This window comes from Limisphaera sp. 4302-co, from assembly GCF_049537155.1.
Classification (GTDB): Bacteria; Verrucomicrobiota; Verrucomicrobiia; order Limisphaerales; family Limisphaeraceae; genus Limisphaera.
In genome coordinates this window covers 214,824-241,351 of the sequence record NZ_JBMVQZ010000004.1, presented here as the reverse complement: position 1 = coordinate 241,351, position 26,528 = coordinate 214,824, and the positions used below count along the sequence as shown (strand labels likewise).

Sequence of the window (26,528 nt, the reverse complement as noted above, 5' to 3'; positions counted from 1 at the left end):
CGAGCCGGCCCGCTTGAGCACCGACAACCGGCCCACGCCCCCACGCAAACGCCGGCCACGGCCCGGGGATGAACCGCCTTGTGCCCCCATGCCCCGCCTGACATGCTGACGCCCTGCATGGCGGAACCGGCCCCCACACCTCTCACCGACGCCCAGTTGGTCCATCGGGCCAAACAGGGTGACCTCGGCGCTTTCGAAGAACTGGCAAGCCGCCACGAACGCAGGATTTACACCCTGGCCCGCCGCATCACCCAGAACGAACACGACGCCCAGGACGTCACCCAACAGGCCTTCCTCAGCGCCCTCGAACATCTCCATGACTTCCGCGAAGAAGCCAGCTTCGCCACCTGGCTCGACCGCATCGCCACCCACGCCGCACTTAAAATCCTGCGCAAACGCAGGGGCCTGGACACCGTCTCCCTCGACCAGGCCACCGACCCCGACCCCGAAACCGGCGAGATTCCTCACCCCGAGTACATCGCCGACTGGCGGGCCGGCCCCGAAGAGCTGGTCCACCGCGGCGAGGTGCGGCAATTACTCGAGGAAGCCCTGGCCAACCTCGACGAAAAATACCGGCTGGTGTTTCTGCTGCGCGACGTCGAGGGCCTCTCGGTCCGTGAAACCGCGGAGTTGCTCGGCCTGTCCGAAACCAACGTCAAGGTCCGGCTCCTTCGCGCCCGCCTTCAACTCCGCGAACAACTCACGCGCGCACTGGGTGACCCCGCCCGCCGGCTCGAACCTCACCGTCACGAAACCTGATCGCACCCTCCGCCCCCGGCCGGCCGGTTGACCCTCTCCGGGCGGACGCATCAGTCGTGCGATCCGCCGTTTCCCGGCAGTGGCTCCGCCGGCACGCAACCTCCCCGCATCGTGCCAACCCCGGCCCGGCATCCGGACTTTCCATCCCGCCGTCCCAGCCGTAAGCTGCCGGTTTCGCACAAACCAGGGATTCGAACAGCATGGCGGAGAAGTTCATCCGTATCGGCGGCGCACGGGAACACAATCTCAAGAACCTGACCCTGGAAATCCCGCGCGACCGGCTGGTGGTCATCACCGGACTGAGCGGCAGCGGCAAATCGTCGCTGGCGTTCGACACCCTTTACGCCGAAGGCCAGCGCAAGTACGTCGAAAGCCTCTCCACCTACGCGCGGCAGTTCCTCGGCCAGCTCCAAAAACCGGACGTGGACTACATCGAAGGTCTCTCGCCCGCCATCGCCATCGAACAGCGCAGCTCCGGTGGCAACCCCCGGTCCATCATCGCCACCACCACCGAGATCTACGACTATCTCCGCCTCCTCTACGCTCACGTGGGCAACCCTCACTGCCCGGAAACCGGCGGCCCCATCGTGACCCAGACCACCAGCGACATCGTGGACCGGCTGCTGGCCCTGCCCCGCGGCACGCGCCTGCAGGTGCTCGCACCGGTGGTCCGCCAGCAAAAGGGCGAGTTCCGTGACGTGCTCGAACGGCTCGCCCGCGAAGGTTTCGTCCGTGCACGCGTGGACGGTCAGATCGTCGAAATCGGCGATCCCCAGCACCGGATCCGTCTGGACCCCGGACAAACCCACACCATCGAGGTCGTCGTGGACCGGCTCCTCGTGGACGACAAGGTCCGCGTGCGCCTGCAGGATTCCGTGGAAACCGCCCTGCGCTGGGGGGACGGCCAGATCCTCACGCTCCACCAACCGCCCCCTTCACCCACCGCCGCCCTCACCGGCACCAGCAGCGCAGACGGCTGGATCGAAACCATCCACTCCAACCGGCGTTTCTCACCCGCCACCGGCAAGAGCTACGAACCGCTCACTCCCAAGCACTTCTCGTTCAACGCACCCGATGGCGCCTGCCCCGTCTGTCACGGGCTCGGTCAGGTCATGGTCTTCGACGAAGGGCTCGTCGTCCCCGATCCCGACAAATCGCTCGAGCAGGGCGCCATTCAACCCTGGCGTCGCGGCGACAAACGCATGGTGCAGCATTACCGCACCGTCCTCCGCGACCTGGCCGCCCACTTCGGCCTGAGCCTCGACACGCCCTACAAGGACCTGCCCGAATCCTTCCGGCGCATCCTCCTCCACGGATCCGGCTCGGAACTCATCGAATTCCACTTCACGCGTGGCGACTCGACCCAGGTCGTCCGCAAACCCTTCGAGGGCGTCCTGCCCCAGCTCCAACGCCTCTACGCCGAAAGCGGAAGCGAGACCACACGCAACCGCCTCAAAGCCTTCATGAGCCCCAAAACCTGCCCAACCTGCATGGGCAAACGCCTCAAACCGGAAATCCTCGCCGTCACCCTCACCGACGGCCGGCCCGAACGCCGAACCCGAATCGGGCCCCATGGCCCCGAAATCCCGGGCCTCTCGATCATGGACTTCTGCGCCCTCACCGTGGACCAGGCCGAATCCTTCCTGGCCGCACTCCAACTGACCGAGTTCCAGTGGAAAATCGCAGGCGAAATCGTCCGCGCCATCCGCTCCCGCCTCGAGTTCCTGCGCAATGTCGGACTGGGCTACCTCACACTGGACCGCGAAAGCGGCACCCTCAGCGGCGGCGAAGCCCAGCGCATCCGCCTGGCCACCCAGATCGGCGCCGGCCTGGTCGGCGTGCTCTACATCCTCGACGAACCCAGCATCGGCCTGCACCCGCGCGACAACGAAAAACTCCTCCACACCCTCGAACGGCTCCGCGACCTCGGCAACTCCGTCATCGTCGTGGAGCACGACGCCGACACCATCCGGCGCGCCGATTACATCATCGACATGGGCCCCGGCGCCGGCGTGCACGGGGGCGAGGTCGTGGCCGCCGGCACTCTCGAAGAGGTCCTGCAACACCCGCGTTCCCTCACCGCCCGTTATCTCAGGGGCGAACTCTCCATCCCCGTGCCCAAAAGCCGCCTCCAGCCCGATCCCCACCGCGGTTGGATCGAGGTCCTCGGCGCCACCGCCAACAACCTCAAGAACATCCACGCCCGCTTCCCCATCGGCCTGTTCACCTGCGTCACCGGCGTGAGCGGTTCCGGCAAAAGCACCCTCGTGGACGACGTCCTGCGCCGTGCCCTCATGCGGCGGTTCTACGGTGCCAAAGACACCCCGGGACCCCACCGCGAAATCCGCGGATACGAACGCCTCGAAAAGGTCATCGTCATTGATCAATCCCCCATCGGCCGCACCCCGCGCAGCAACCCGGCCACCTACACCGGCATCTTCAACGAAATCCGCGAGCTCTTCGCACGCCTGCCCGCCGCACGCGTCCGCGGCTACGGTCCCGGCCGGTTCAGCTTCAACCTCCGCGGCGGCCGCTGCGAGAAATGCCAGGGTGACGGCGTCCTGGCCATCGAAATGCAGTTCCTCCCGCCGGTCTACGTCACCTGCGAAGCCTGCGGCGGCAAACGCTACAACCGCGAAACCCTCGAGATCACCTACAAGGGCCGGAACATCGCCGATGTCCTGGCCATGACAGTGGACGAGGCCGTCACCTTCTTCCGCGCCATCCCTTCCATCCACGAAGCCTGCCTCACCCTTGCTCAGGTCGGCCTCGGCTACCTGCAACTCGGCCAACCCGCCACCACCCTCAGCGGCGGCGAAGCCCAGCGCGTCAAACTGGCCGCCGAACTCGCCCGCCGCTCCACCGGCCGCACCCTCTACATCCTGGACGAGCCCACCACGGGCCTCCATTTCCATGACGTCGCCAAACTGCTCGAAGTCCTCTTCAAACTTCGCGACGCCGGCAACACCCTCATCGTCATCGAACACAACCTCGACGTCATCAAATCCGCCGATTGGATCCTCGACCTGGGCCCCGAAGGCGGCGAGGGCGGCGGCCGAATCGTGGCCGAAGGCCCGCCCGAAACCGTGGCCAACTGCCCGCAAAGCCACACCGGACGGTTCCTCCGACCGCTCCTGCAACCGGCCGGGCCATCCACCTGAGCCCCCGGCAACCCAACCCCTCCCCCGCACCGGCGCCAACCCGCAAACAGAGACCTTTCCCAGCCGCACCATCGGAGCCAACATCCCTCCGGCGCACATGAAACAGTATCACGAGCTGTTGCAACACATCCTCGATCACGGCCGGTTCAAAAACGACCGAACCGGCACCGGCACCTTTTCCGTCTTCGGCTACCAGATGCGATTCGATCTCAACGCCGGTTTTCCCCTCGTCACCACCAAGAAAATCCACTGGAAAAGCGTCGTCTACGAACTGCTCTGGTTCATCCGCGGCGACACCAACGCCCGCTGGCTCCGGGAACACGGCGTGACCATCTGGGACGAATGGGCCGGCCCCGACGGCAGCCTGGGCCGCATCTACGGCGCCCAATGGCGCGACTGGCGCACCGCCGACGGCCGTTCCATTGACCAACTGGCACGCGTCATGGAGGAGATCCGGCACAACCCCGACAGTCGCCGCCTCATCGTCACCGCGTGGAACCCGGGCGAGCTGGACCAGATGGCCCTGCCGCCCTGTCACACCCTCTTCCAGTTCTACGTTTCCGAGGGCCGCCTCAGCTGCCAGCTCTATCAACGCAGCGCCGACGCCTTCCTCGGCGTGCCCTTCAACATCGCCAGCTACAGCCTGCTCACCCTCATGATCGCCCAGGTCTGCGACCTGCAACCGGGCGAGTTCATCCACACCTTCGGCGATCTCCACCTCTACGCCAACCACATCGAACAAGCCCGGCTCCAGCTCTCCCGGCAGCCGCGTCCCCTGCCCACCGTCCGACTCAACCCGGCCATCCGCCGGCTCGAGGACTTTCGTTACGAGGACATCCAACTCATCGGTTACGACCCCTGGCCCGCCATCAAGGCACCCGTGGCCGTCTAGCACTGCAATACTCATGCACCACGCAAACCCCAGTACGGCTTCCGCAGCCCGCACCGCCACCCCGTCGTCCACCCCCGATCCCATCGGCGGGCCGGATTTTTGGGCCCTGGAGCCCGGCGTCACCTTCCTCAATCACGGCGCCTTCGGCAGTTGCCCCCGCCCGGTGCTGGAACACCAGCACAACCTCCAACTCCGGATCGAGCGACAGCCGGTCCGATTCTTCGTGGACGAATACGAGGCACTGTGGGACGGGGCGCGAACCGACCTGGCCCGCTTCCTGGGCGCCCGGGCCGAAAACCTCGTCTTCCTCCGCAACACCACCGAGGGGATCAACATCCTGCTGCGTGCCTTCCCCCTCCGGCCGGATGACGAGATCCTCGTCACCAACCACGCATACAACGCCTGCCGGAACGCCGTCGATCGCACGGCCGCCGAACGCAACGCACGGGTCCGCGTGGCTTCCATCCCGTTTCCCTTGCCCCGGCCGCAAACGGCGGTGGAATGCATCCTGGCAGCCGTCACGGAACGCACCCGGCTGGCGCTGCTCGATCACGTCACCAGCCCCACCGGACTCGTGTTCCCCTTGGAAACGCTCATTCCGGAACTGCGCCGGCGCGGCGTGGAGGTCATCGTGGACGGAGCCCACGCACCGGGTCTGATCCCCACCCGGCTGGACGCACTCGATTGCCTCGGCTATGCCGGCAACTGCCACAAATGGCTCTGCGCCCCCAAAGGAGCCGCCTTCCTGCATGTGCGACCCGACTTCCAAGCCCGCGTGCAGCCGTTGATCACCAGCCACGGCGCCAACAGCACGCGCACCGACCGGTCCCGCTACCTCCTGGAGTTTGCCTGGATGGGCACCATGGATCCCACGGCGTGGCTCTGTGTGCCCGAAGCCATCCGCCAGGTCGGCTCCCTCCTGCCCGGCGGCTGGCCGGCCATTCAACAACGCAACCGCACACTCGCCCTGGAGATCCGCAACCGATTGTGCGAGCTGTTCGAAATCCCGCCACCCGCGCCCGACTCCATGCTCGCTGCCATGGCCGCAATCCCCCTTCCACCAGACCGGCAGGGCGAGATCGGCCGGATCCGAAACGGCCTGGACCCGCTGCGCGACCACCTCTGGCAACGCCACCGCATCGAGGTGCCGGTCTTTCCCTGGCCGCAACCACCCGCCCGCGTTCTCCGTGTTTCCCTCCACCTTTACAACACGCCCGAAGATGGCCACCGGCTCCTCGCCGCCCTCCGCGAATGGAGGGAAAACGCTTGTCCATCCTGAAGCCCCTCCCAGCCCGCCATGCGCGCACGCGCCGACCAGACCCCGCCCGACCGGCCGTTCGAAGCCATCGCCGCCATGGCCCTCAACCGCGTCATCGGTTGCCAGGGCCGGCTTCCCTGGCACCTGCCCGAGGACTTCCGCTGGTTCCGGCAAACCACCATGGGCCATGTCCTCGTGATGGGCCGGCGCACGTTCGAATCCATCGGCCGGCCGCTGCCGGGTCGCGTGACCATCGTGCTGACACGCCGGTCTTTCCACTGGCCGGGCGTACACGTGGCGCACGATTGGGATCAGGTGCGAACCATCGCCGCCGGCCGCCGCACCTTCATTTGCGGAGGTGCCGAAATCTACCGCCAGGCGCTCCCGTGGTGTTCGGACCTCTACCTCACGCTGGTCCAAAGGGAAGTGCCGGGCGACGCATCCTTTCCCCCGTTCGAAGACCGGTTCGAACTGGTGAAGGAAATCCTGGCCACGCCGGAATTCCGCATCCTTCACTTCCGCCAGCGATCACCGGCGCAGCACCCGGCTGCGCAGGGAGCAGACCCTCCGGCAACCCCGACCTCCGGAGGCCCACCGGTCTGACATGCAAAACCGCCGCCGAACCCCGACAGGCCCGGCGGCGGGTAAACGTCACAAGTGGAACGTCACTTCGTGGCCTCGGCCAGCGGCCCGCTCAGCGGCACCACCGGCGATTGCAGCCCGGCCTTGGAAGCCGCCGCATACACCACCAATCCCACCACAAACGCCAGCACGGGCGCCGCCGGCACCGCCACGCCCAAATTCGGCAGAATTCCGACGATGAAACCCAGCGCCCACGCCAGCCATCCGGCCGGGTTGAAGCCGGCCCGCGGCCCGGTCCAGCGCCCGCCATTCAGCAGATAATCCGCCACCATCGCACCGCAGATCGGCCCGAAGGAGGCCCCGATGATGGTGAACACGGTCACCAGTTTGCCGGCCCACCCGAACAGCGCCAGCACGATGCTCACCACGGTGCCAATTCCCACCGAGACGAACGGATTCACGTTCGGCAGCGTGGTTTTGAAGCTGTTGGCCGCAATGAACGAGGAGAAACAGGCCGGCGGAAACGCCGCCAACGCAAGCAACAGCCAGAACAACTTGGCCGCCTTCTCCCCGACCACGCTCACCATCAGACTCGTGGCCGTCACACCCTCCGGCAGGTTGCTCCCGGCCTTCCCGTACGCACCTGCCACGATCAGCAGGCTCAGGCCCGCGGTCAACAGGATTGCCAATCCGATGCCGATCAACCCGCCCCACTGCACGTCCTTCTTGTCACGGTTGTTCAAACCGAAGTCCACACCCGCCGCGCCGGCCGTTGCGAAGAATCCCACCACATACGTCAGCATCAGGGCAATGACCGCCCCGGCACTCAGCGGCTGGGCCACCTTGCCGGAGGCCACCAGCACCTGCGGATCAAAGTTCCCCACGCCACCCACGGTCTTGACGAACAGGATCAACAGGATCGCCAGCGGCAACAGCGGCAGATAGGTCGCCACCTTCGCCACGTACTGGATCCCCTTCAACCCCATGAAGGCCGCCAGGGCCGCCCAGATCACCACCAGGATCGCATGGCCCGGCACCGGATAGGCCGAGTCGGCCGCCAGCGAGGCGCCCGCAAACGTGTTGTACAACAGCATCGAGGAGAAGAACGCGTTCACGCCCAACCACCCGAACTGCAGCACGCCCATCAGGAAGCCCGGCATGATGAACCCGCCCTGCGCACCGAACGTCGAGGTGCCCACAATGTAAAGCGGCAGACCCGTGCGCATGCCGAACAAACCCGGCACCAGATAGAACAGATAATGACACGCCAGCGCCGACAACAGCAGCCCCAGCAGCGCCACGCCCAGGCCCGCCGACAATGCCTGCCCGCCGTTGGTCACCGGGTCCCAGAACACGAACCACAGGAAAATCCCCGCATAAGTCGGCGCGGTGTTCTTGTACCAGGGAGCCCGTTTCTCCTGCGGATTCGGCGTCGCACTGGTGATGTAACTCGGCAGTGAAGTGGCAGGTTGAGGAGTGGTTGCATTCATGACACCGGTCGTTGGGTTGAAGAACCTGATCCGGCAACCGTCCCCCGCCGCAACACGGGTCGCCCGGGTTGACGAATGCCGATGGTCGGTTCCATGGAATTGCGCTTCCGACCGCGCGCGGAGCGGCCTCAGGGGTACCCCGCGCCCGTGCGCCTTTTCTAATGAAAACCCCCGGAACCTGTCAATCGGAAGATGTACCCCCGGGGCTCCCCGCAGCGCCCTGTCTCCGAGTGACCCATGGATCCGAAGGGGACATGCCGCCCCGTCCCAGACCGGCTTCTTCCGACCCGCCCGCGGTCGGACCGCGTCCACCGGGCATTTCAACCCGCCCGATCAGTTCCCGAACATCCGCAATCCCGTGTCGGGCCATGTAGGCCTGCAGACCTTCCACCACCTCCAACGCCGTGCGCGGCGCGTAAAAATTGGCCGTCCCCACCGCCACCGCCGTGGCACCCGCCAGCAGAAACTCCACCGCATCCGCCGCGCTCTGGATGCCGCCCATGCCGATGATCGGAATCCGCACCACACAGGCCGCATCGTACACCAGCTTCACCGCAATCGGTTTGATGCACGGCCCGGTCAAACCACCAATCCCGTTGGCCAGGCGCGGCCGCCGCGTCTCGATGTCAATGGCCAGCGCCGGATAACTGTTCATGATGGACAACGCGTCACTCCCCTCCTGCTCGGCCACACGCGCATACGGGACGATGCTCGTCACATTGGGACTCAGCTTCGTGATCAACGGCAATCGGGTGGCCTTCCGGCACGCCGCGACCACCCGCCCCAACAACCGGCAGTCTGTCCCGAATTGTGCCCCTCCCTCCTTGATGTTCGGGCACGACACGTTCAGCTCCAACGCGCCCACACCCTCCAGCTCGTCGAACCGGCGCGCCACCTCGGCGTACTCCTCGATGGTCGTCCCCCAGATGTTGATGATCGTCGGCACCCGCAACTGCCGCAGAAAGGGCCAGTACCGGCGAATGAATCCGTCCACCCCGGGGCCCTGCAGCCCGATGGCATTCAACAGTCCGCTGGTCACCTCGGCCGTTCGCGGCGTCGGATTGCCCCGCACCGGCCGCAAACAGATCCCCTTCACCGTCACCGCGCCCAGACGGTTCAGGTCCAGCAGCCGCGCATATTCCACCCCGTAGCCGAACGTGCCCGAGGCCACCGTCACCGGATTCTGCAGCCGCAGCGCCCCAATCTGCACCGACAGGTTCATTCCGGCACCTCCCACAACAGCACCCGCGAGTCGAACACCGGTCCTTCCGTGCAGGCGCGCTGATACTCCCAACCCGTCTCCGTCCGAACCGGCACCACGCAGGTCAGACAAACCCCCACGCCACAGCACATGTGCTCGTCCAGCGAAAGTTCCGCCGGCAGACCGAACTCCTCCGCCAGCCGTCCCACCGCACGCAACATGCCGGTCGGCCCGCAAGCGTACAGTTTCCGTCCCTGCCCTCCGCGTTCCAGCTCCCGCCGGAGCGGCTCTGTCACGAGACCGCGCACACCCCGGCTGCCATCCTCCGTGGCCACGTGCACCTCCCAGCCCAGTGCGCGGAATTCCTCCTCGCAAAGAATGTCCTGCCGGCTCCGACCTCCCTGGAACAGGACCCCGCGCACCGGCGACCGCTCGGCCAGCAGGTACAACGCCGCCACCCCGTATCCCCCGGCCACCAGCAACGGTTGCTCATCCCTGCCGGGCAGGCTGAATCCGTGCCCCAACGGACCCAACGCGTCCATCCGGTCCCCCGCACGCGCCCGCGCCAAAGCCGCCGTTCCCTGACCCACCACCTTGTACAGGATCGAAAGGGTCTGCCCCCGAACCCGGTAAATGCTGAAAGGCCGGCGCAACAGCGCGCCCCCGCAGCAGGGAATCCGAAGATGCACGAACTGGCCCGGTTGCGCGGCCGGCGCAATCCCGGCCGCCCGCAACGTCAGCAAATGATACGAGCCGGCCGCCGGCCGGTTCTCCACAACCTCCACCGATTCATCCACCATGACCGCGCGCAACATGGGACGCCGGCGCCCGGCTTGTCAACGTGACCCGCCACGGCCGCCCCCCCCAAACGCCGCATCCCGCACAAAACAAGGGGCGAAGCCGCACGACTTCGCCCCTCCATGAACCCAAAGAGCTTTTCTATCCGGAGCGACCGGCCCGCCCCGGCAGAACCCTCAACTCGCAGCCGCCTCCGGCTTCTTCCAGTTCCTCTTGGGCGGTTTGACCACCAACCCCTTCTTGATCGCACTGGCAGCCACGCGAATGTACCGGACCCGCCCGTTGACCACCGCCTTCACCCGCTGCAGGTTCGGGAAAAACCGCCGCTTGGTGATGGCCGTCACGTGCGTGCCAATACCGCCCGCCTTCTTGGCCTTGCCACTCCGCCAGATGATGCTGCCCTTGCGGGGCCGTTTGCCTGTCAATTGACAAATCCGAGCCATAACAAAGTCCTCCAGCCCACTCCGGAGTCCCTAGCCCGACTCCGGAGTGGCACATTCTAGCTTCGGACGCCGCCGCCGCAAGCGACAATTTCACGGCCCGGGAAAGCCCAACCAGATCGTCACGCCCATTGCGACGAAACCCGGCTGCCCGATCACCATACCCGGCCCGAACTGGCCACCCGACCCGAGAGCGCGCCGAGAACCCTGGGGGCGCTGTAAGCGGACCAGAAACCGGCCAGTCGGTGCGAAACCACCCACCAGCACCGGAGCGGTTTACGCCAGAAGCCCGGCTGGCCGGCCACCGCTTGTCCCCCGGGAGAGTCCACCTGCACCTCTCGGCGCGCGGTTCCGAGCCTGCACTGGCAAAGGCAACCGAAGGGTGAGCCCGCCCGGCCAGAAACACCGCGTGCACAACAATAACCGGCAGCACTCGGCCACCCGGTCACTTCAAACCGGCCAAGGCCCTTGGGGGCGCCCACACCCGCAACACCGACGAACCCTTCCGAGCCTCGACGCCCGGTGCACCCTGTACCCAGGCAGATCCCTCCTTCCATGGAGGGCTTGGTCGCTCTGCGCCGGCGCTCGCAGCGCAAACGCCGCCTCAGCAGGAGGCACCGGTGCGCGCAAATTGCCGGGACAACCGGGCACCGTCCTTGCATTCAGTCCCAGAGCTCTTCGAGTCTCGGCGCCATCCGCGGCTCCGGAAGGGTCTCAGCAGGTTGGATCTCCCCATCCCGCAAGGGCCTCTCCCAGCCCCAAGGGTGGAGCACGCAAGCGTGTGCCCCACCACGAACCCGGGACAACCCGCCGCCTCAGCATTGCCCCAGAGGGCCCACACCCGCCGTGAACCCAGCCGCAAGGTCGGTCCGAATCACCTCCGCAGCAGAGGAGGCCACATCTCCATGAGTCCGGAGGTCGCCCGCACCACCACCGCGGCTTTTCCAGACTCACGAAGGTCGGCAATCCGGCGAATGTCACCGCAGAACGCCATGGCTGCAGCTTCGCTGAGGGATCGTTGACGGAGGCACTCGACGGACCCAAGCCGGTAACAGCTTCAACAGCCTTGTCATGCCACAGGAAGCAGGGTACACGGCACCACAAAGGAATCCCGACTTCTTCGGCCTTGGCGGTCATCGGTTGGGACCTGGTTGGAACGCACCTTGGGCCGGCGCGCGGCATCAGCCCGGACAGAAGCCCGCGAGGTCGGACCAAGCACCAGACAAACAGATCTCCTTGTGTCGTGCATTCCCCACCCCATCCACCCCGTTGAGGCACGTCCCCCATCGGATCCATCCCGAAAGAGTGCCGATTGATTGGTCAAATTTTGCCCTTGACAGGGCCAGAAAATGTGCAAGGCTCCTCGAGCAAATACTCATCGGTATGCGTCCAGACTTCCCCCATATCCCTTGTGCTGCCCGGCAAATGGTCCGCAGTGCATACCGGATGGTCTGGTTCCTCTGGATCCCATTCGCGCTCGGCTCGACCGTGCTCCCGCACCAAGGCCGAATCTCCACAACCGAGGGGTATTTCGATGGAGAGGGACAGTTCAAGTTCGCCCTGCTCGACCCGGCCGGGGGACAAACACTTTGGCAGAACTCGCCCGACTCGGATGCCAATGGCGAGCCCGACCGCGCTGTCCTCATCCCCGTGCGTCGCGGACTTTATACAGTGTTCTTGGGAGACACGAGTCTCACCAACATGGCCCCCTTGGATGAAACGGCGCTGGCGAGGCCCAACTTGGTCCTTCGCATCTGGTTCAACGACGGCAACCAGGGTTTCGAACGCCTCGAACCCGATCTCCGCGTCCCGGCCCCGGCCTATGCCTCCGCGGCAGCAACCGTCCCCGACGCCACCATAACCGCAGCCAAACTCGCTCCCGAGGTCCTCAACCCCCTCCAACAACAACTGGCGGCCCTTGCCAGCGAACTTCATGCACTCTCCAACCGGCACGAGGCTATGGCAGCAGCCATCACAACCGGCCTTCCGCCCGGAGTGCCTGTCCTCTCTTCTGTGCCGGATGATCCGACCCTGCTGCAGCAAGGGTTCCGATTGGCCATGAGTCTGCCCGCCCCGGGCTGGACAGCGGGCTCCACGGCCGACGAGCCCCTTCCCCGACACGGACACACCGCCGTATGGACCGGCACCGAAATGTGGATCTGGGGTGGGACACTCGCGGATCCTGCCCTGACCACCGCCAGCGGAGCCTTCTATCGCCCCGGGTCCGATACCTGGTCCCCCATGCCCCTGGCAGACGCCCCGTCGCCACGCACAGGCCATGGTGCGGTTTGGACCGGAAACGAGATGATCGTCTGGGGCGGGACCGGTCAGGGCCGCTACCTCGAAACCGGCGGCCGTCTTGCTCCGGACTCCCCGACGTGGTCCCCCGTCTCGACCCTGGGAGCTCCGTCCGGCCGAGATGGCCACGTCATGGTCTGGACGGGGCGTCACGTCCTGGTGTGGGGCGGTCGAAACTTCACCGGCCTCTTGAACGACGGGGCGCTCTACGACCCGACGCGCGATCAGTGGACGCCGTTACCCAGCCAGCAAGCCCCCGAGCCCCGCACGGGCGCAGCGGGAGTCTGGGCCGGCGACACCCTGGTCGTCTGGGGCGGCCAAGGCCTGCAGGGAAAGCTCAATTCCGGTGCGCGGCTCCGTTTCGACGCCGCAGGCAATCCGGTCGGTTGGGAGCCCGTTTCCTCCACCAATGCGCCGTCGGCCCGCACCGGACACAGTGCCGTGTGGACCGGCCGGTTCGTCATTATCTGGGGCGGTGGAAGCGACGGAGGTCTTCGAACGGACGGCGCCCTTTACGACCCGGCCGCAGACAGTTGGACCCCCCTGCCGTCCCAACAGGCACCCGCCGCACGTCAGTTGCACAATGCCATCTGGACCGGTCGCGAGATGCTCATCCTCGGAGGCATCGGCGGCGACGGCTCGTCCCCGTCTCCCCATGCTTTCGATCCCGTTCGGCAGACCTGGCGGACGCTCACCACAAGCGGGAATCCGCCCGCACGAAGCGAGGCCACGGCTGTTTGGACGGGCACCGAAGTGCTGCACTTCGGAGGCCGGGTCGGAACGGTTACGCTGGCCGCCTTGTATCGTCTGGATCCCCGTCCGGCTCTCCACCTCTATGTAAAAAACTGAAAAGCCGCCCCCATGCACTCACCATCGCCGATGCCATCATCGTGGCAGGTTCCCTCCCCGCAGACCGCAAACCGGCGTGCCCGCTCGTCCCCGATCCGGACCGTCCCGGGTCTGCTGGCCCTGACACTTTTGACCGCTTTCAAGCCGTGCCTCCAAGCCCAGTGGGTCACCCAATCGTTCGACCTGGTGGCAGGCTGGAACGCCGTCTTCCTACACGTTGACGCGTCTTACACGAACCTGGACGACCTCATGGCAGAACCGGGCCACCAACCGATCCTGGAAATCTGGCAGTGGCAGCCCGAGGTGCCCGCCTCCCGGTTCACCCAGTCACCGGCCGTTCCTGCGGACACCGGATCGCCTTGGAGCAGTTGGGTGCGCGGACAGGGCGCGGACTCGGTGCTCACACGACTGGAAGGTAATCGGGCCTATCTGGTACGGATTCGTAGCGACGTCCCCACTTTTCGTTGGCAGGTGAAGGGCAGACCCCTGCCGCCCCGCTACACCTGGACGACCACCGGGTTGAATCTCCTCGGGTTTGCCACCCCACCGTCCACACCTCCAACTTTCGAATCTTTCTTGCGTCCGGCACCGGAGCTGCTCAACCAGCTTGAACTCTTCCGTTACATCGGCGGTCCGCTCGGCCCGGCCAATCCCACCCCGGTTTTCAGTCTCAACAGCACCCCGGTCCGACGCGGAGAAGCCTTTTGGATGCGAGCCGGCGAACTGTACAACCGGTACTTCGGACCTTTCTCCGTCGAGTTGGCACCCGGCACCCCCTTGGATTTCTCCGACGACTCCAGCGCCACCAGCATCAGGCTTCGCAATCTCACCACCGCCCCACTGACCGTCACGCTGGCCATGCTGGCCTCCGAAGCCCCTCCCCCTGGCCAGCCCGCCATCGCCGGTTCACCCCCCGTCCTGGTGCGCGGAGACCGCAATCCCACCAACCTGACCTACGGCTATACCAACTTGGCAGAGCCGCAGTCGTGGACCCTTCAGCCCGCAGGTCAGCCGGGCTCAAGCGTTGAAATCGTCCTGGGCATCAACCGCACAGCCATGACAGGCCCCGCAGGCACCTTGTACGCAGCCGTCCTGGTGCTGACCGACCACCGCGGACTCAGCCGGGTGGAACTGCCTTTGAGTGCCAGCGTGACTTCTCGCGCCGGACTGTGGGTCGGCGCGGCCGCTGTCACACACGTGCGTCACTACCTCACACAATACCGGCGCGGCCCCGACGGCACACCCGTCCTGCAGCCGGATGGCCGCTACGAAATCGAGGGCGTCAAACAGGATCTCGGGACCGTGGGCCGACCCTATCCGCTCCGCCTCATCCTCCACACCGACGCCGACGGCACCCGAGTCCGACTGCTCCAGCGCGTGTTCGTGGGTCCCAAACCCGACGGCACCATGGGTCTCACCACCCGCGAGGAGCTCCTGGACCCCGCACGACTCGCCGACGCGCGCAGGATCAGCGCCGTTCACCTCCCCTGGTCCGCGGCCAACGCCCCTTGGAACGGGACCGGTGCCCTTCAGGCCGGCCAGTCCGCCAGCATCGTCGTGACCGTCTCCTACGACGACGCGGCCAACCCGTTCCTTCACACCTACCATCCCGACCACGACAATCTCAACGCCACTTTTGATCAAAGGTTGCCCCGGGGCGAGGAGTCCTACGACCTTCGCCGCGAGATCATCCTCACACCGCAACCGCCCGCCGACGATTTCGACAACCTGACCCGCGGCCACAACACGGTCGGGGGCCAATATGTCGAATTCATCACCCTGACCGGTCGGACCAAGCCCGGCCGGCCACAACCCGAAAGCCGCACCTTCGAGGTGCGCGGCACATTCGAACTCACCCGGATCAGCGACATCGAAACGCTCACCACCCAGTAAACAATCATACTTGGAACAACCTCCATTCAACCCATCCAACCGTCCCGAACCATGAATACTCGAATCACCGCTCGCAACCATCCGCATCGTGCCCGGCCCCGCACCCGGACCCTCTGCGCCGGGCTTCTGTTGACGGGGTTCATCCTTGTTCCACCCTCCCTGACACTCCGGGCAGCCGAGACCAAACCGCCCGACGTCATGAGCTACCAAGGGTACCTCGTGGATGCCAATGGAGCCCCGCTGGCACCGAACAATCCGGCCAATTACCCGGTCATCTTCCGCATCTACGACCAGGCCACCGGCGGCAACCGGCTCTGGTCCGAACAACAAATTGTGACGATCGACAAGGGCAACTTCAGTGTGCTCTTGGGCGAAGGCACAGAAGTCCAGGGCGAAAGCCGTCCCAGCCTCTCTGACATCTTCGGCGGGAGTCCCCTGGCCGTGGGATCCTCCGAACGCTATCTGGACATCACCGTCACCGTCAACGGCCAGCCCCTCAACATCCTTCCCCGGCTCCGACTCCTCCCGGGCCCGTATGCCTATCTGGCCCGCTATGCCAACAGCCTGGTCGACGTCAACGGCCAGCCGCTCGCGACCGCCGGCGTGGGCAACTCCCTCGTGGTGAACGGCAGCATCACGGCCAACAGCCTGTTCGGCAACGGCGCCGGCCTGACGGACCTGAATGCCAACAATCTCTCCACCGGCACAGTGCCCGATGGACGTCTCTCCGACAACGTGGCCCGCCGCGACCAGCACAACAACTTCGCCCAGAATGTCCAGGTCAACGGGACCTTGCGTGTGGGGCAGATCGGAAACTTTCTCATCGGGGCCCCGGGCTACGGGTCTGCTTTAATCTTCTCGGGCGGCCCTGACCTTTCGCAAGGTTGGAGCAATGACAACTCCGACCCTCTGTGGATCGCCCGATTCAACGCCGCAGAGAACCGCACCGAACTCAGGGTCAACATCGGGGATGACCCCGGAGGAGGCGGCGCACTGGACAAGTTCGTCATCGGCGTCACAGCCGGCGTGGGACCTGACTTCACCTTGTCGCCGGCCAACTGGCAGGAAAAATTCACCGTGGACTCCCAGGGAACCGTGGGGTTGAACGGTCAATTGTACATGCCCAACATTTCGTCTGGTTCTGGAACTACCCTGGTTATAGAAAACAGCGGACGAGTCCTGAAATCATCGTCCTCCCGTCGGTACAAAACCAACGTCTCGGCCCTCTTGGACAAGTTCCAGCTGATCCTCCAGGCGCAGCCGGTGCAATTCAGTTACATCGGCCAGCCGGGACAGCAGGACATCGGTTACATCGCCGAAGACCTGCACGAACTCGGCCTCACCAATCTCGTCGTCTATGACAACCAAGGTCAACCCGACGCCATCCGTTACGACAAAATCTGTCTCTACCTCAACGAGATCGTAAAAGACCAGGCCCGCGAACTGGCCGAATTGAGGGCGGCACGCCAACAACAAAACGCCCTCTTGGAGGCGCAGCACGTCCGCCTGCAGGAACTCCAATCGCGGGTGGACTCCCTTGAACAGAAGCTGCGCGCGCTTTCCGATGTGTTGCCCGGCCCCAAGACGGCGCCCGACGCAGCCGTTGCCCTGACGTCCCACAAGGATTGACAACGCCCCGCAGTTGGACCCCAGCCAGGCTCTTACAGCCACCGCCCCCTTGCCCATGAATGCACCCTCTCGGCCCCGGTCTATAAAGGTGCCCTTGTGCTGCTTGGGTGCCCTTGCGGTTGTGGCGGTCCGGGCCGACCACAATCCGGTTCCGGCCACGCCGTTCGAACTCCGCCAAGACCGCACCGACTACAACTACCAGTCGCTGCGCGGCGTGCCCATATCCTCCACCAACGGCGTGCCGCCGGGGTCCGACGGCCGGGCGCCGACCCCTGAACAGCAAAGGGGGGACGGGCTTGACGAAAGCCCTGCATCACCCCAGCAGTTTCAGTCCATCATCACCGTGGGGGCCGTGGTCGCACCCCGGAACACCAATCTCAACCCGGCCCTGAGTTACGCCGCCAACGCCGCCGCAGCCAATCTGGACCTGCCACGCGGCGAGGCCGGCGGCCAGATCTTGGTGGTCCTGGTCCGGGCACGGGTCGGCGCACCGTGGGTAAGCCGGTCGGTCAGCTTCTTTTTTGGATCCCCCATCCCACCGCCCCTGGTGGACGTGGACGGCAACCCGCTGCCGCCCAACGTACTGGCCCGGGAGTACTGGCACCCCGAGCCGCATCGGCCCGCCCGATTTGCAACCAACGATATCTTGGATCCGTCCGCGTTGGCGGCCCGACTGAACGCCGCCGCCGATCCCGTGGCCGCCTTTGTCAAGGATCGGCTCTCCGACACTACACGGCAGCTGCTCAACGAGCCGACAAACCACGCTTTCATGACCAACCTCGTGATTGATCTCAATGCCATCGTGGCGGGGCCTTCCCTGTACACGCTCAGCCGGTTCAGCAACGTGGTGCTCTCGCTGGAGACAATGAACCTCGATCCCGCAGGCTCCGGCAGTGACAATCCGGCGCGTCTGAATCGTCTGCTCCTGGAAGACGCCTTCCCCGCCCTCCTGGCCCGAACCGCAGTGTCCTATTACTGGAGCCCCCATTCCCAAACCACCTACGCCATCCAAGCGGGCCAAATCGAGGTGGTCTGGCGCAAAGCCCAACCAACCAACATGCCGCCGCCGGATTATGGCACCAACCCGAACCGTTACTGGGTGGAGGCAGGCAATTATTACACCCTCTATCGGGCGCGGTACCTTGTCTCGGGCAGTCCCGTCAAGCCACCCCGCAAGATCTATTGGACGGAAGGCCCGTTCCGCGCCACCGGAAAACCCGTGGCAGTGCCGCCCGGGCGTGTCTCCGTGGTCAATGTGCTCTTCAACAGCACCTTCCCCAGGCGCGTCGCCACCGCGTACCGCGCCCTGGGTCAAACACCCGTTCTCGAGGATCCCAACGCACAGTTGGAAGAGACCCGCACCCTCTGGTTCGACAGTTCTCGTCGCGAGATCCTGGCATACAACGTGGAAGGACGCGTCTTTGTCGAATTGTTGGGCGAGACGGAGCCCGGCGGACGCATCCGGCGGCCCCTCGGTTTCGAAATCGTGGATGTCTACAGGGAACCCGTACCCGCCGACGTCAACACTGAGTTGGGCGAGCCCCTCACGGCCTTCCCGCCGGAAGAGGGACCCGACGACTCGGCATTGTATCCAGATCCCGTCCAGGGCAGCCTCGACTTTGTTTACCAGCACATGCCTGCAGATTCGCCCCGACCTGTGCTCTTTGCCACCCGCGAAACCCGCAACCGCAACGATGTCCAGGTTCACTGGCTGGAAACCGGAGTGGAGGGACTCCGTTGGCCGAACCGATTCGTGCGCTATCGCCAGGTCTGGCCCACCGACATCCTCAAGTACAGCCACTATTTGCGTCCCCGTGTGAACAGCGAAGAGGAGGCCAGAGCGACGGCGGTTCCGCTGCCACCCGAAAACGCCCCCATGATTGATTATCAGGACGCTCTGGACCGCCCGAGGGCCAAACTGACCGAAACCTTCAGTTTCTACACCTACCTGACCGAACAGTACCCGGTGCATCGAACATTATTGCGGTTCCGGGCGGGGGACAACATCCGATTCGAGCGGGTGCTCTCCTGGCTCGAAACGTTCGTCTCCGATCCCGCCCGGTGGAACGGGACGTTCGCATCGGGTCTGACGGTCGTGGACCCAGCCACCGGTAGGAGCTTCCCCATTTGGACCAACGGAGAGCTTCGATTCCCGGACACGCTCCCGGCACGCCTCGCCGCACCGCGCGTCGTCAACCAGATCGCATATGTGGGTCAGCGAATCCATGCGCCTGCCGGTGAACTGGGCGCCGATCCCGTCGAGCAGGCGTACTGGGCCGGTTACATCCGACAAAGCGCGGGCACAGCCTTTCATCCCGGCGCCTACGTGGACCCGTTCCTCGCCGGCTTCGAGGCCGCCAACAGCGGTGCCATCATTCCGGTCAACGCCGCTCCCGGCAACGACCGTCTCCAGGTCTGGTGGTTCCGGCTCAACTCGATCAACCAGGAGCAGATGGCGCAGGGATTCAGACCCGTATACTGGCCGGCCGTCCTTGGCCGGTACACCCTGCGCTGGCCCGACCCCGCGCGGGAGATCGTGCTGGCCAGCAACGATGGCAGCGGTCCGCTGAGCAGCCTGGAGGCCAAGGGCCAGATCTACTATCAGAACGATCGAAACCAGCCCGGGTTCAACCCCAACGAGGAGCACGCACTCATGCAGGGAGGCCAGGCCTACGCCCTGCGCGACGACTTGAATATCACTCAGGGCACCAACTACACGTCCGAACCTTACGTCCTCATCGAGTACACCGCCGAGGACAATCGTCCTGCAATGTCCGTGTTCAAGGTCCGGCGGGAACGGCCCGAAACAGGCGATGTGTTCAAGTATGCCGTTGAGGCCGGCACGGTCATTCAGCCCCCCATGCCCCTGCCGTTGTTGGGGGTGCCATGGGCGCCCCGCATCGCCGGCCAGTCACCCATCAGTCTCAACCGGGAAGTCCGGGGTTGGGAGATCCAAGCCACGGCCGTGCAAATGAACGCAGGCTACGACGAGGTCACCCTCACCACCACAAAGCCGCACGGTGTTCCTCGGGGCAGCGTGCTCCGCGTCCAAAACACCCACCAGCTTGATGAAATCGAGCGGTTTCTCGTCACCGGCGTGGATTACACCGCACAGACACTCACCGGCATCATCCTCGCCGGTGATCTCATCCCGCTTCAGCAATGGACCGGGGCAACTCCAACGGGTGCCAACCTGGTGCGCTTCGCTATCGAGGATCCCGCACCACACCTCACCGCGTTACCGGACAATGCTGTGGTGCTGGCACTGGACAGCACTTTGAGAAGCGCCTGGAGCGTGCAGGTCGTCGAGGTGGGGTTCGACGGTAACAACCATTACGTGGATCTCCAGTTCGAGGACGACCAGGCTGCCACGGCCGGTGCAACGGCAAGCCGGCTTGCCATTCCTGACAACCAGATTGAGGCCGATGCGTTCAACTCCTGGCGGCTGGCCTACGAACCCTTGCCGGTCCAACCCCTCAACCCGGACCTGCGCGATCGCTATGCATCCTTCACCCTCCAGGATCGCAAGGGCAATATCTGGGTCTACCGCGGTCCCCATGACCCGAACGACTCGCCCACTCTCGCCATGCAATTCTACTACAAGACCCTCCCGGGCTTCTTCTTCCCGACCCTGCCTCTCGATGCACAGCCCCCGGTGGGCACCGTCACACCCTATCTGCGGCCACGCAACAGCGACGGCACCTATGCGGGAGATCCCGTGTACGGAAACAGCACCGGTGGCCAGAATCCGGACGGAAACGCCCTTCACATCCTTTACACACCAGTCTGGCCAGCCCATGCCCCGGTTCTTCAAATGGCCGAAACCCTCACCCTGCCCAAGCGTGGTCTGCCGGCCGTCCGCGGTCAGACCAGCCTTCAGGTGGTCTATCAGCAGTCGCAGGTCACGCGCGATGACGGCGCCCCCTCCGTGGTCCTTCATGATCCCACACGCGAGAAGGTCTTTGCCCTGGGACCTGCGGGCGGCACCGACCGCCTGGGCAAGATCCCGGACTCCATCCGTACCACCATCTACCGGGGCCGAACTTACTTCCCCAATTTGCCCCCTCATCTCAGCGAGCGGTTTTTCTTCGATCCCAATCGTGGTGAGTTCGGCGCCCTTGTGCTGCAAGGCGTCTTCCGGGACGAACCCACGGGCGACGATTACCTGTTGCCCAATGTGCTGGGCCAGGATGACATCGCCCGACTCAAGGCGCTCTGCCTGCCGTACGATTCGGAACGTGCCCGGTGGGAGGCGGCCATTGATGGCCTGCAAACCGACCTCCAACTCTTCTTGGAAAATCCGGCCCGACCGGGGACCTACTACCCATACGATGACACCATCTACGGACCCTCCGATGTTTGTGAGGTCAACGACGATGATGAGGCTGTGGACTCGTATGCCCTGACCGCGATCGGACCGGGCACCGGCTATGTCACGCTCATCGCCGGCAATGGCCTGGCCTTCACGCCTCCGTCGGAACCCGTTTCGATTCACATTATCCGCGTGACCGACACCCTCTACCGAGGCGAACTCAAGATCGTGGCCTCGTCCAACCCTCTGAGCGAGATCCTCACCCTCCAACAGGTGGTGGACCTGGCGGGCCGGGCTCAGGACTACCGGTTTGAATGGAAGATCGCCGCACCCGTGGATGGGTTGCCCCCCGACGTGTACCGCACAGCGCGCGCCGCCCTGCTCGAAGATGGTGTCTGGCAGCACATTCCCTTCCCCACGGAATCCGATACACCGTCCCGACTCTCCGGGGTGGAAGCGGAGCGTGTCCGCGCAGACGTCATCACCAGTATCGTTCCACGCCAGCGCATCGCGTTCCGAGGGCCGGTTCAGTGGACCGAGAACCTCCTGTGGATTTCCGTGGACCCGGCCGTCGGCCCACTGATCAGGCCCGGCATGCGGCTCATCCTCCGCGACGCAGAAGGCCGCGAGATCCCGGGGACCGTCTCCCCGCGCTCCACAACCAATCAATGGGCCGTGCAGCCTGACCCCAATCCACCAGTGCCACCGGCGGCTTTCCAACCCGTGGAGGTCTTTGAACCCGCCACCACCAACCATCCCCAGAGCGTGGTCTTCAGAACCTTCTCCGTACCCGGTGACGCGACGTACAACGAGGTCTGGTTGAGTCTCGACCTCAATGCCGACCTGGGCGCGAAAGTCTACCTGGACGGCCAGTTGTACATCACCGCCAACTTCGGACCCCAAGACACACCCCCGTCTTCCGCACCAGGGATCTTCCAGCCCCTGCCACGGGCCTACCGATTGGATCCGGCCGCTCTGGCCGGGGGCCGGGTCCGAGCAGACGGTTCCCAGGAGCATACGGTGGCGGTCGAGCTGTTTTCCTCGGCGGTCCCCGACCAACGCCTCACTTTCAACCTCCGCATCGAGGCCAGTCAGGTCGTGGATGTCACCGATCAAGGGTGGGTGCCGCTCGACCCAGTCCGGTTTCCCGACGGCCTCCGCGCGCTGTTGGGCGGCCAGGCCGACGTGCGGGCGCTCAGCGACAATTATCTCATCATGCGGTACCAACCCGTCTCCTCCAACCATGCCTCCTTCCGCCCCGACCCCGGTGACCCGTCACGAAACATTGCCTGGTCCGCCTGGACCCGCCCGCAACTGGCCGAGGGCTGGATCAAACGCGTGCTCGCCGGCATCAACCCCTTCAACCAGCGTGTGGCAGACCTCTTCTCACACCAGATCAGCACCGACGTCAGTATCATTCAGCAGGCAGGTCCACGGTGGGAAGGTGACATTGCCCTGAACCTCGAATCGCTGAACCAGTTCGGGCTCATCGAGATTTACGAAACCGTTCTGCGCCGCGGCAAAATGCTCAGCATTGACGCCGGCATCAACTACGGACCCGCCAATGACGCCCTGCTGCTGGCTGCCGGGTACCTCAACGACCTCTACATGATGCTGGGCAACGAGGCTTGGGCCGATGCCGCCAATCCCACAATCGGCATCGGTACCAAGGACCACACCTACGGCGAAATCGCCACCGCACTGTTCGCCTTCCGAGGCCAGGTTCCGTCCCTGCTTGAGGAAGAGCTTGCCCTCCTGCGCGGTCGCGACGACCACCTCATGCCCGGCGTGGAGATCCGACCCGTCTATAACCGCCTCTATTGGAACTACACCCGGGGCATCGACGCCGGCGAGGTCATCTACGCGCTGAACTATAACATCCTGGACATGAACGAGGACGGCCGGGTTGACGCCGAGGATGCCCGTCGTCTCCATCCCCAGGGACACGGAGACGCGTACGGCCACTATCTCACCGCCCTCAAGGGTTATTACGGCCTCCTGATGAACACCGACTTCGACTGGGTCCCCCGAATCGAAGCAGTGACCGTCCTCGGCGTCCCCGTCTCGGTGGATTATCAGGATGAACGGAAGTTTGCCGCAGCCGCCGCCGCAGTCGCCCGCACCGGCCGGCAGATCACCGATCTCACGTGGCACAGGGATTACAAACCCGGCCGGGGGCGGGGCTGGCAACACTTGGGAGCCGCCAGTACCAATCCACGCCGCACCATCCCCAGCACACGGCTCTGGGGCGTGGATCACTGGGCCACCCGCACCGGCCTGGGAGCCTACGTCAACTGGGTCGTCGGCAACGCCGTTCTACCGGACCGTGACCCGGATCCGTCCCACGAAGGCGGCATCCAACAGGTGGACCGAACCACGGTTGTGGAACTGCTCGAACTGCCCGCCATCGCCGGCGGTGTGCAGGCCACAATCGACAACGCCGAAGCCGGACTGAACCCGTTGGGCCTGCCTGCCACGGCCATTCCGTTCGACATCAACCCCAATCTCGTCGTGGGCAACGAGCCCCAGACACACTTTGAACAGATCTATGCCCGCGCGTTGGCGGCCCTTCAAAACGCCCTGGCGGCATTCGACGACGCCAAGGACGTCACCCGCCTCATGCGCTCGGAGGAGGATTCGCTCGCCGAATTCCGAAGCCTCGTCAGCCGCCAGGAACTGGCCTACACGAACCAACTCATCGAACTGTACGGCACGCCGTACCCGGATGACATCGGGCCGGGCAAGACCTACCGCAGCGGCTACAACGGGCCCGACCTCGTCCACTACATGTATGTGGACGAAGCCGAACTCAGCACCCCGCTGTTGGATCCCCGCTCCGACAGCGTCTGGCGCATCGACACCCAGACCTTCACTCTGAACTGGGTCGATGCCGAGAGTGGAATCTCCGACTTCAATTTCATCACCAAGGCACGTGTGGACGGGATTGACCTGGGTCTGGCGGAGAACCCCTGGGCGCCCAATTACAATACCAATCTCTACGTCGAGTTCGTTCTGCCGGCCCACGGTTTCTTCGGAAAACCGGCGGAATGGAAGAGCCGCCGGGCCTCCCCCGGGAAGATCCAGCAGGCGATTTCGGACATCATCAAGGCCAGGAACGCCGCGTACCTGGCTCTCTACAATGTGGATGCGGCCAAGGGGGACCTCGACTGGGCCCTGAAAGCCTTCGAGAGAAAGATCGCATCCCATGAAAAAATCCGCGCTTGGAAAACCGGGCTCCTCGCGGCCCGGCAGGTCCTGGACTCGGTCAAGCTGGCAACGGAGATCGTGGACAAGGTCTTTGACGCCACCTCGGAGCAGATCACGGAGATTTCCGAGACGGCGGCCGAGTCCCTGCCCACCGTCTTCATCGCCGGTCTCGCCGCCGGCGGCGACCTGACCGCGCCTGCACGGGGCGCCATCGAAGCAGCCGGAGTAACCTTCAAAACCGCCGTGGAATGGAAAAAGGTGGGCACCTTCGCAGCCATCAAGGCCTTTGAATTCGCCAACGAAACCACCGAGCGCTGGGTCGAGTTCGGTCACATCCAGCAGGAAGAGTGGAACCAGGAATTGCGTGACGCCACGAGCGAACTCCGCGACAAGGTCTATGGTGTGCAGAATCTCCTGCCGGAGCTGAACGCCCGCCTGCAGGAGCTGGATGACGCCTGGCGGAAATATCGTGCCTTGTTGGCCGAGGGCGACCGGATCCAGGAAGAGCGCCGCATCTTTCGCCAACGTGCGGCCGCCGTCATCCAAGGGTTCCGCACGCGCGACGCCGCGTTCCGCATTTTCCGGAACGAGAAGCTGGAGCGATACAAGACCCTGTATGACCTGGCCGCCCGGTACACCTTCATGGCCGCACAAGCCTTCGACTACGAAACCGGCCTCCTGCATTCTGACGAGGGCCGACGCTTCCTGGCCCGGGCCGTCCAATCCCGCGCCCTGGGTGTGGTCCGAAACGGGCAGCCCCAGTTCGCCGGCAGCAACACCGGGGATCCGGGCCTTTCCAGCATCCTGGCTGAGATGTACGCAGACTGGCTGGTTCTCAAGGGGCGTCTCGGGTTCAACAATCCGGACGCCTACGGAACCACTGTCTCCCTCCGGCGAGAGTTGCTCCGCATCCTGCCGGGGCCCGAGGGTGACGAGGTCTGGCGCGACTATCTGTCCAGCCGTCGCGTGGCCAACCTGCTGGAGGATCCCGACGTCCGCCGCTACGCCCTGCAGATTGACCCCGGCAACGGCCAGACTGCACCCGGTCTGGTGATTGAATTCGGCACCACCGTCGGCACCGGTCTGAACCTGTTCGGCCTGCCCCTGGCAGGAGGAGACCACAACTTCAGTCCCAGCGCGTTCGCCACCAAGATCCATGCCGTCGGGGTGGCCTTGGAAGGCTATGTGGGCATGGACGTCCCCACCGCCAACCAAAGCGCGGTCACCTACGCAGGCGGCAGTTCGCCGGCCGACCCGGACCTGACCTTCCTGGATCCCAATGCACTCGCCGCCACTCCCTATGTTTACTTGATCCCAGCGGGCGTGGACTCCATGCGAAGCCCGCCACTCGGGGACCAAAGCGTCGTGCGCACCTGGTCGGTGGACGACGTGGCCATCCCGCTGCCGTTCAACATCGGGGCATCGGAGTTTTCCTCCTTCCCATTCTGGCATTCGGGGGACTCGTTGACCGAACCCCTATTTGCGGTGCGCAAACACCAGGCCTTCCGGCCCGTACCCGACGCCCGACTCTTCCCCGCCGACATCTACGGTTCGGATGGGCGTCTCCAGCCGTCCCAGTTTACCAACCGGCGCCTCATCGGGCGCTCCGTTTGGAACAGCCGGTGGAAACTGGTCATCCCGGGACGCACGCTGCTGAACGATCCGGAGGAAGGGCTCGACCGCTTCATCGGGACGGTCCATGACATCAAACTGCGGTTTGTCACCTATTCGTATTCGGGCAACTAACAGCACCCTTTCC

Annotated in this window: 13 protein-coding genes; 9 read left to right on the top strand and 4 right to left on the bottom strand. The window is 64.8% G+C overall.

What is annotated here, in order from left to right; translation table 11 throughout:
- The first annotated feature begins 117 nt into the window (after positions 1–117).
- The 5 genes from ACPDIX_RS06320 (at position 118) to ACPDIX_RS06300 (ending at position 6,673) form a co-directional block, all read left to right on the top strand.
- The gene (locus tag ACPDIX_RS06320; protein WP_423430931.1) at positions 118–759 is read left to right on the top strand and encodes a sigma-70 family RNA polymerase sigma factor; all 642 of its coding nucleotides are present in this window, start codon (positions 118–120) and stop codon (positions 757–759) included.
- Positions 760–959: 200 nt separating this feature from the next.
- Positions 960–3,920: an excinuclease ABC subunit UvrA gene (gene uvrA, locus ACPDIX_RS06315; RefSeq protein WP_423430930.1), complete on the top strand. Its 2,961-nt coding sequence runs from the start codon at positions 960–962 to the stop codon at positions 3,918–3,920.
- Positions 3,921–4,017: 97 nt separating this feature from the next.
- On the top strand, positions 4,018–4,812 hold the full coding sequence (locus tag ACPDIX_RS06310) for a thymidylate synthase (RefSeq protein WP_423430929.1): 795 nt from the start codon (positions 4,018–4,020) through the stop codon (positions 4,810–4,812).
- Between the two features lie 13 nt (positions 4,813–4,825).
- Positions 4,826–6,091, top strand: coding sequence for an aminotransferase class V-fold PLP-dependent enzyme (locus tag ACPDIX_RS06305; protein ID WP_423430928.1), 1,266 nt, complete (start codon positions 4,826–4,828; stop codon positions 6,089–6,091).
- 18 nt (positions 6,092–6,109) lie between these two features.
- The gene (locus tag ACPDIX_RS06300; RefSeq protein ID WP_423430927.1) at positions 6,110–6,673 is read left to right on the top strand and encodes a dihydrofolate reductase; all 564 of its coding nucleotides are present in this window, start codon (positions 6,110–6,112) and stop codon (positions 6,671–6,673) included.
- Positions 6,674–6,735: 62 nt separating this feature from the next.
- On the opposite strand, the gene ACPDIX_RS06295 is transcribed toward ACPDIX_RS06300, so the two are convergent.
- The 4 genes from ACPDIX_RS06295 to rpmB all read right to left on the bottom strand — a co-directional run bounded on the left by ACPDIX_RS06295 (position 6,736) and on the right by rpmB (position 10,584).
- Complete coding sequence (locus ACPDIX_RS06295; protein ID WP_423430926.1) at positions 6,736–8,142, bottom strand: cytosine permease; 1,407 nt, start codon at positions 8,140–8,142, stop codon at positions 6,736–6,738.
- Positions 8,143–8,323: 181 nt separating this feature from the next.
- Positions 8,324–9,364 carry a dihydroorotate dehydrogenase gene (locus ACPDIX_RS06290; protein ID WP_423430925.1) on the bottom strand — a complete coding sequence of 347 codons (1,041 nt, stop codon included), beginning with the start codon at positions 9,362–9,364 and terminating at the stop codon, positions 8,324–8,326.
- Positions 9,361–10,158: a dihydroorotate dehydrogenase electron transfer subunit gene (locus ACPDIX_RS06285; protein WP_423430924.1), complete on the bottom strand. Its 798-nt coding sequence runs from the start codon at positions 10,156–10,158 to the stop codon at positions 9,361–9,363. The genes ACPDIX_RS06290 and ACPDIX_RS06285 overlap by 4 nt, the downstream gene beginning before the upstream one ends.
- 159 nt (positions 10,159–10,317) lie before the next feature.
- Positions 10,318–10,584: a 50S ribosomal protein L28 gene (rpmB, locus tag ACPDIX_RS06280; protein ID WP_423430923.1), complete on the bottom strand. Its 267-nt coding sequence runs from the start codon at positions 10,582–10,584 to the stop codon at positions 10,318–10,320.
- A 1,422-nt stretch (positions 10,585–12,006) separates the two neighbouring features.
- Here rpmB and ACPDIX_RS06275 point away from each other — a divergent pair.
- The 4 genes from ACPDIX_RS06275 to ACPDIX_RS06260 all read left to right on the top strand — a co-directional run bounded on the left by ACPDIX_RS06275 (position 12,007) and on the right by ACPDIX_RS06260 (position 26,515).
- On the top strand, positions 12,007–13,728 hold the full coding sequence (locus ACPDIX_RS06275) for a Kelch repeat-containing protein (protein ID WP_423430922.1): 1,722 nt from the start codon (positions 12,007–12,009) through the stop codon (positions 13,726–13,728).
- 129 nt (positions 13,729–13,857) lie between these two features.
- A complete protein-coding gene (locus ACPDIX_RS06270; RefSeq protein WP_423430921.1) occupies positions 13,858–15,621 on the top strand; it encodes a hypothetical protein in 1,764 nt (587 codons plus the stop codon).
- Between the two features lie 51 nt (positions 15,622–15,672).
- Complete coding sequence (locus tag ACPDIX_RS06265; protein WP_423430920.1) at positions 15,673–17,250, top strand: tail fiber domain-containing protein; 1,578 nt, start codon at positions 15,673–15,675, stop codon at positions 17,248–17,250.
- A 94-nt stretch (positions 17,251–17,344) separates the two neighbouring features.
- Entirely contained in the window at positions 17,345–26,515 is a 9,171-nt protein-coding gene (locus ACPDIX_RS06260) for a hypothetical protein (protein ID WP_423430919.1), read from the top strand.
- Positions 26,516–26,528: the final 13 nt, after the last annotated feature.

Excerpts from the sequence above, each read along its gene's own strand:
- ACPDIX_RS06265 (WP_423430920.1), top strand. The coding sequence starts at position 15,673 with ATGAATACTCGAATCACCGCTCGCAACCATCCGCATCGTGCCCGGCCC.
- ACPDIX_RS06295 (WP_423430926.1), bottom strand. The coding sequence starts at position 8,142 with ATGAATGCAACCACTCCTCAACCTGCCACTTCACTGCCGAGTTACATC.
- ACPDIX_RS06290 (WP_423430925.1), bottom strand. The coding sequence starts at position 9,364 with ATGAACCTGTCGGTGCAGATTGGGGCGCTGCGGCTGCAGAATCCGGTG.
- ACPDIX_RS06285 (WP_423430924.1), bottom strand. The coding sequence starts at position 10,158 with ATGTTGCGCGCGGTCATGGTGGATGAATCGGTGGAGGTTGTGGAGAAC.
- ACPDIX_RS06320 (WP_423430931.1), top strand. The coding sequence starts at position 118 with ATGGCGGAACCGGCCCCCACACCTCTCACCGACGCCCAGTTGGTCCAT.
- ACPDIX_RS06275 (WP_423430922.1), top strand. The coding sequence starts at position 12,007 with ATGGTCCGCAGTGCATACCGGATGGTCTGGTTCCTCTGGATCCCATTC.
- ACPDIX_RS06310 (WP_423430929.1), top strand. The coding sequence starts at position 4,018 with ATGAAACAGTATCACGAGCTGTTGCAACACATCCTCGATCACGGCCGG.
- ACPDIX_RS06300 (WP_423430927.1), top strand. The coding sequence starts at position 6,110 with ATGCGCGCACGCGCCGACCAGACCCCGCCCGACCGGCCGTTCGAAGCC.
- uvrA (WP_423430930.1), top strand. The coding sequence starts at position 960 with ATGGCGGAGAAGTTCATCCGTATCGGCGGCGCACGGGAACACAATCTC.
- rpmB (WP_423430923.1), bottom strand. The coding sequence starts at position 10,584 with ATGGCTCGGATTTGTCAATTGACAGGCAAACGGCCCCGCAAGGGCAGC.
- ACPDIX_RS06305 (WP_423430928.1), top strand. The coding sequence starts at position 4,826 with ATGCACCACGCAAACCCCAGTACGGCTTCCGCAGCCCGCACCGCCACC.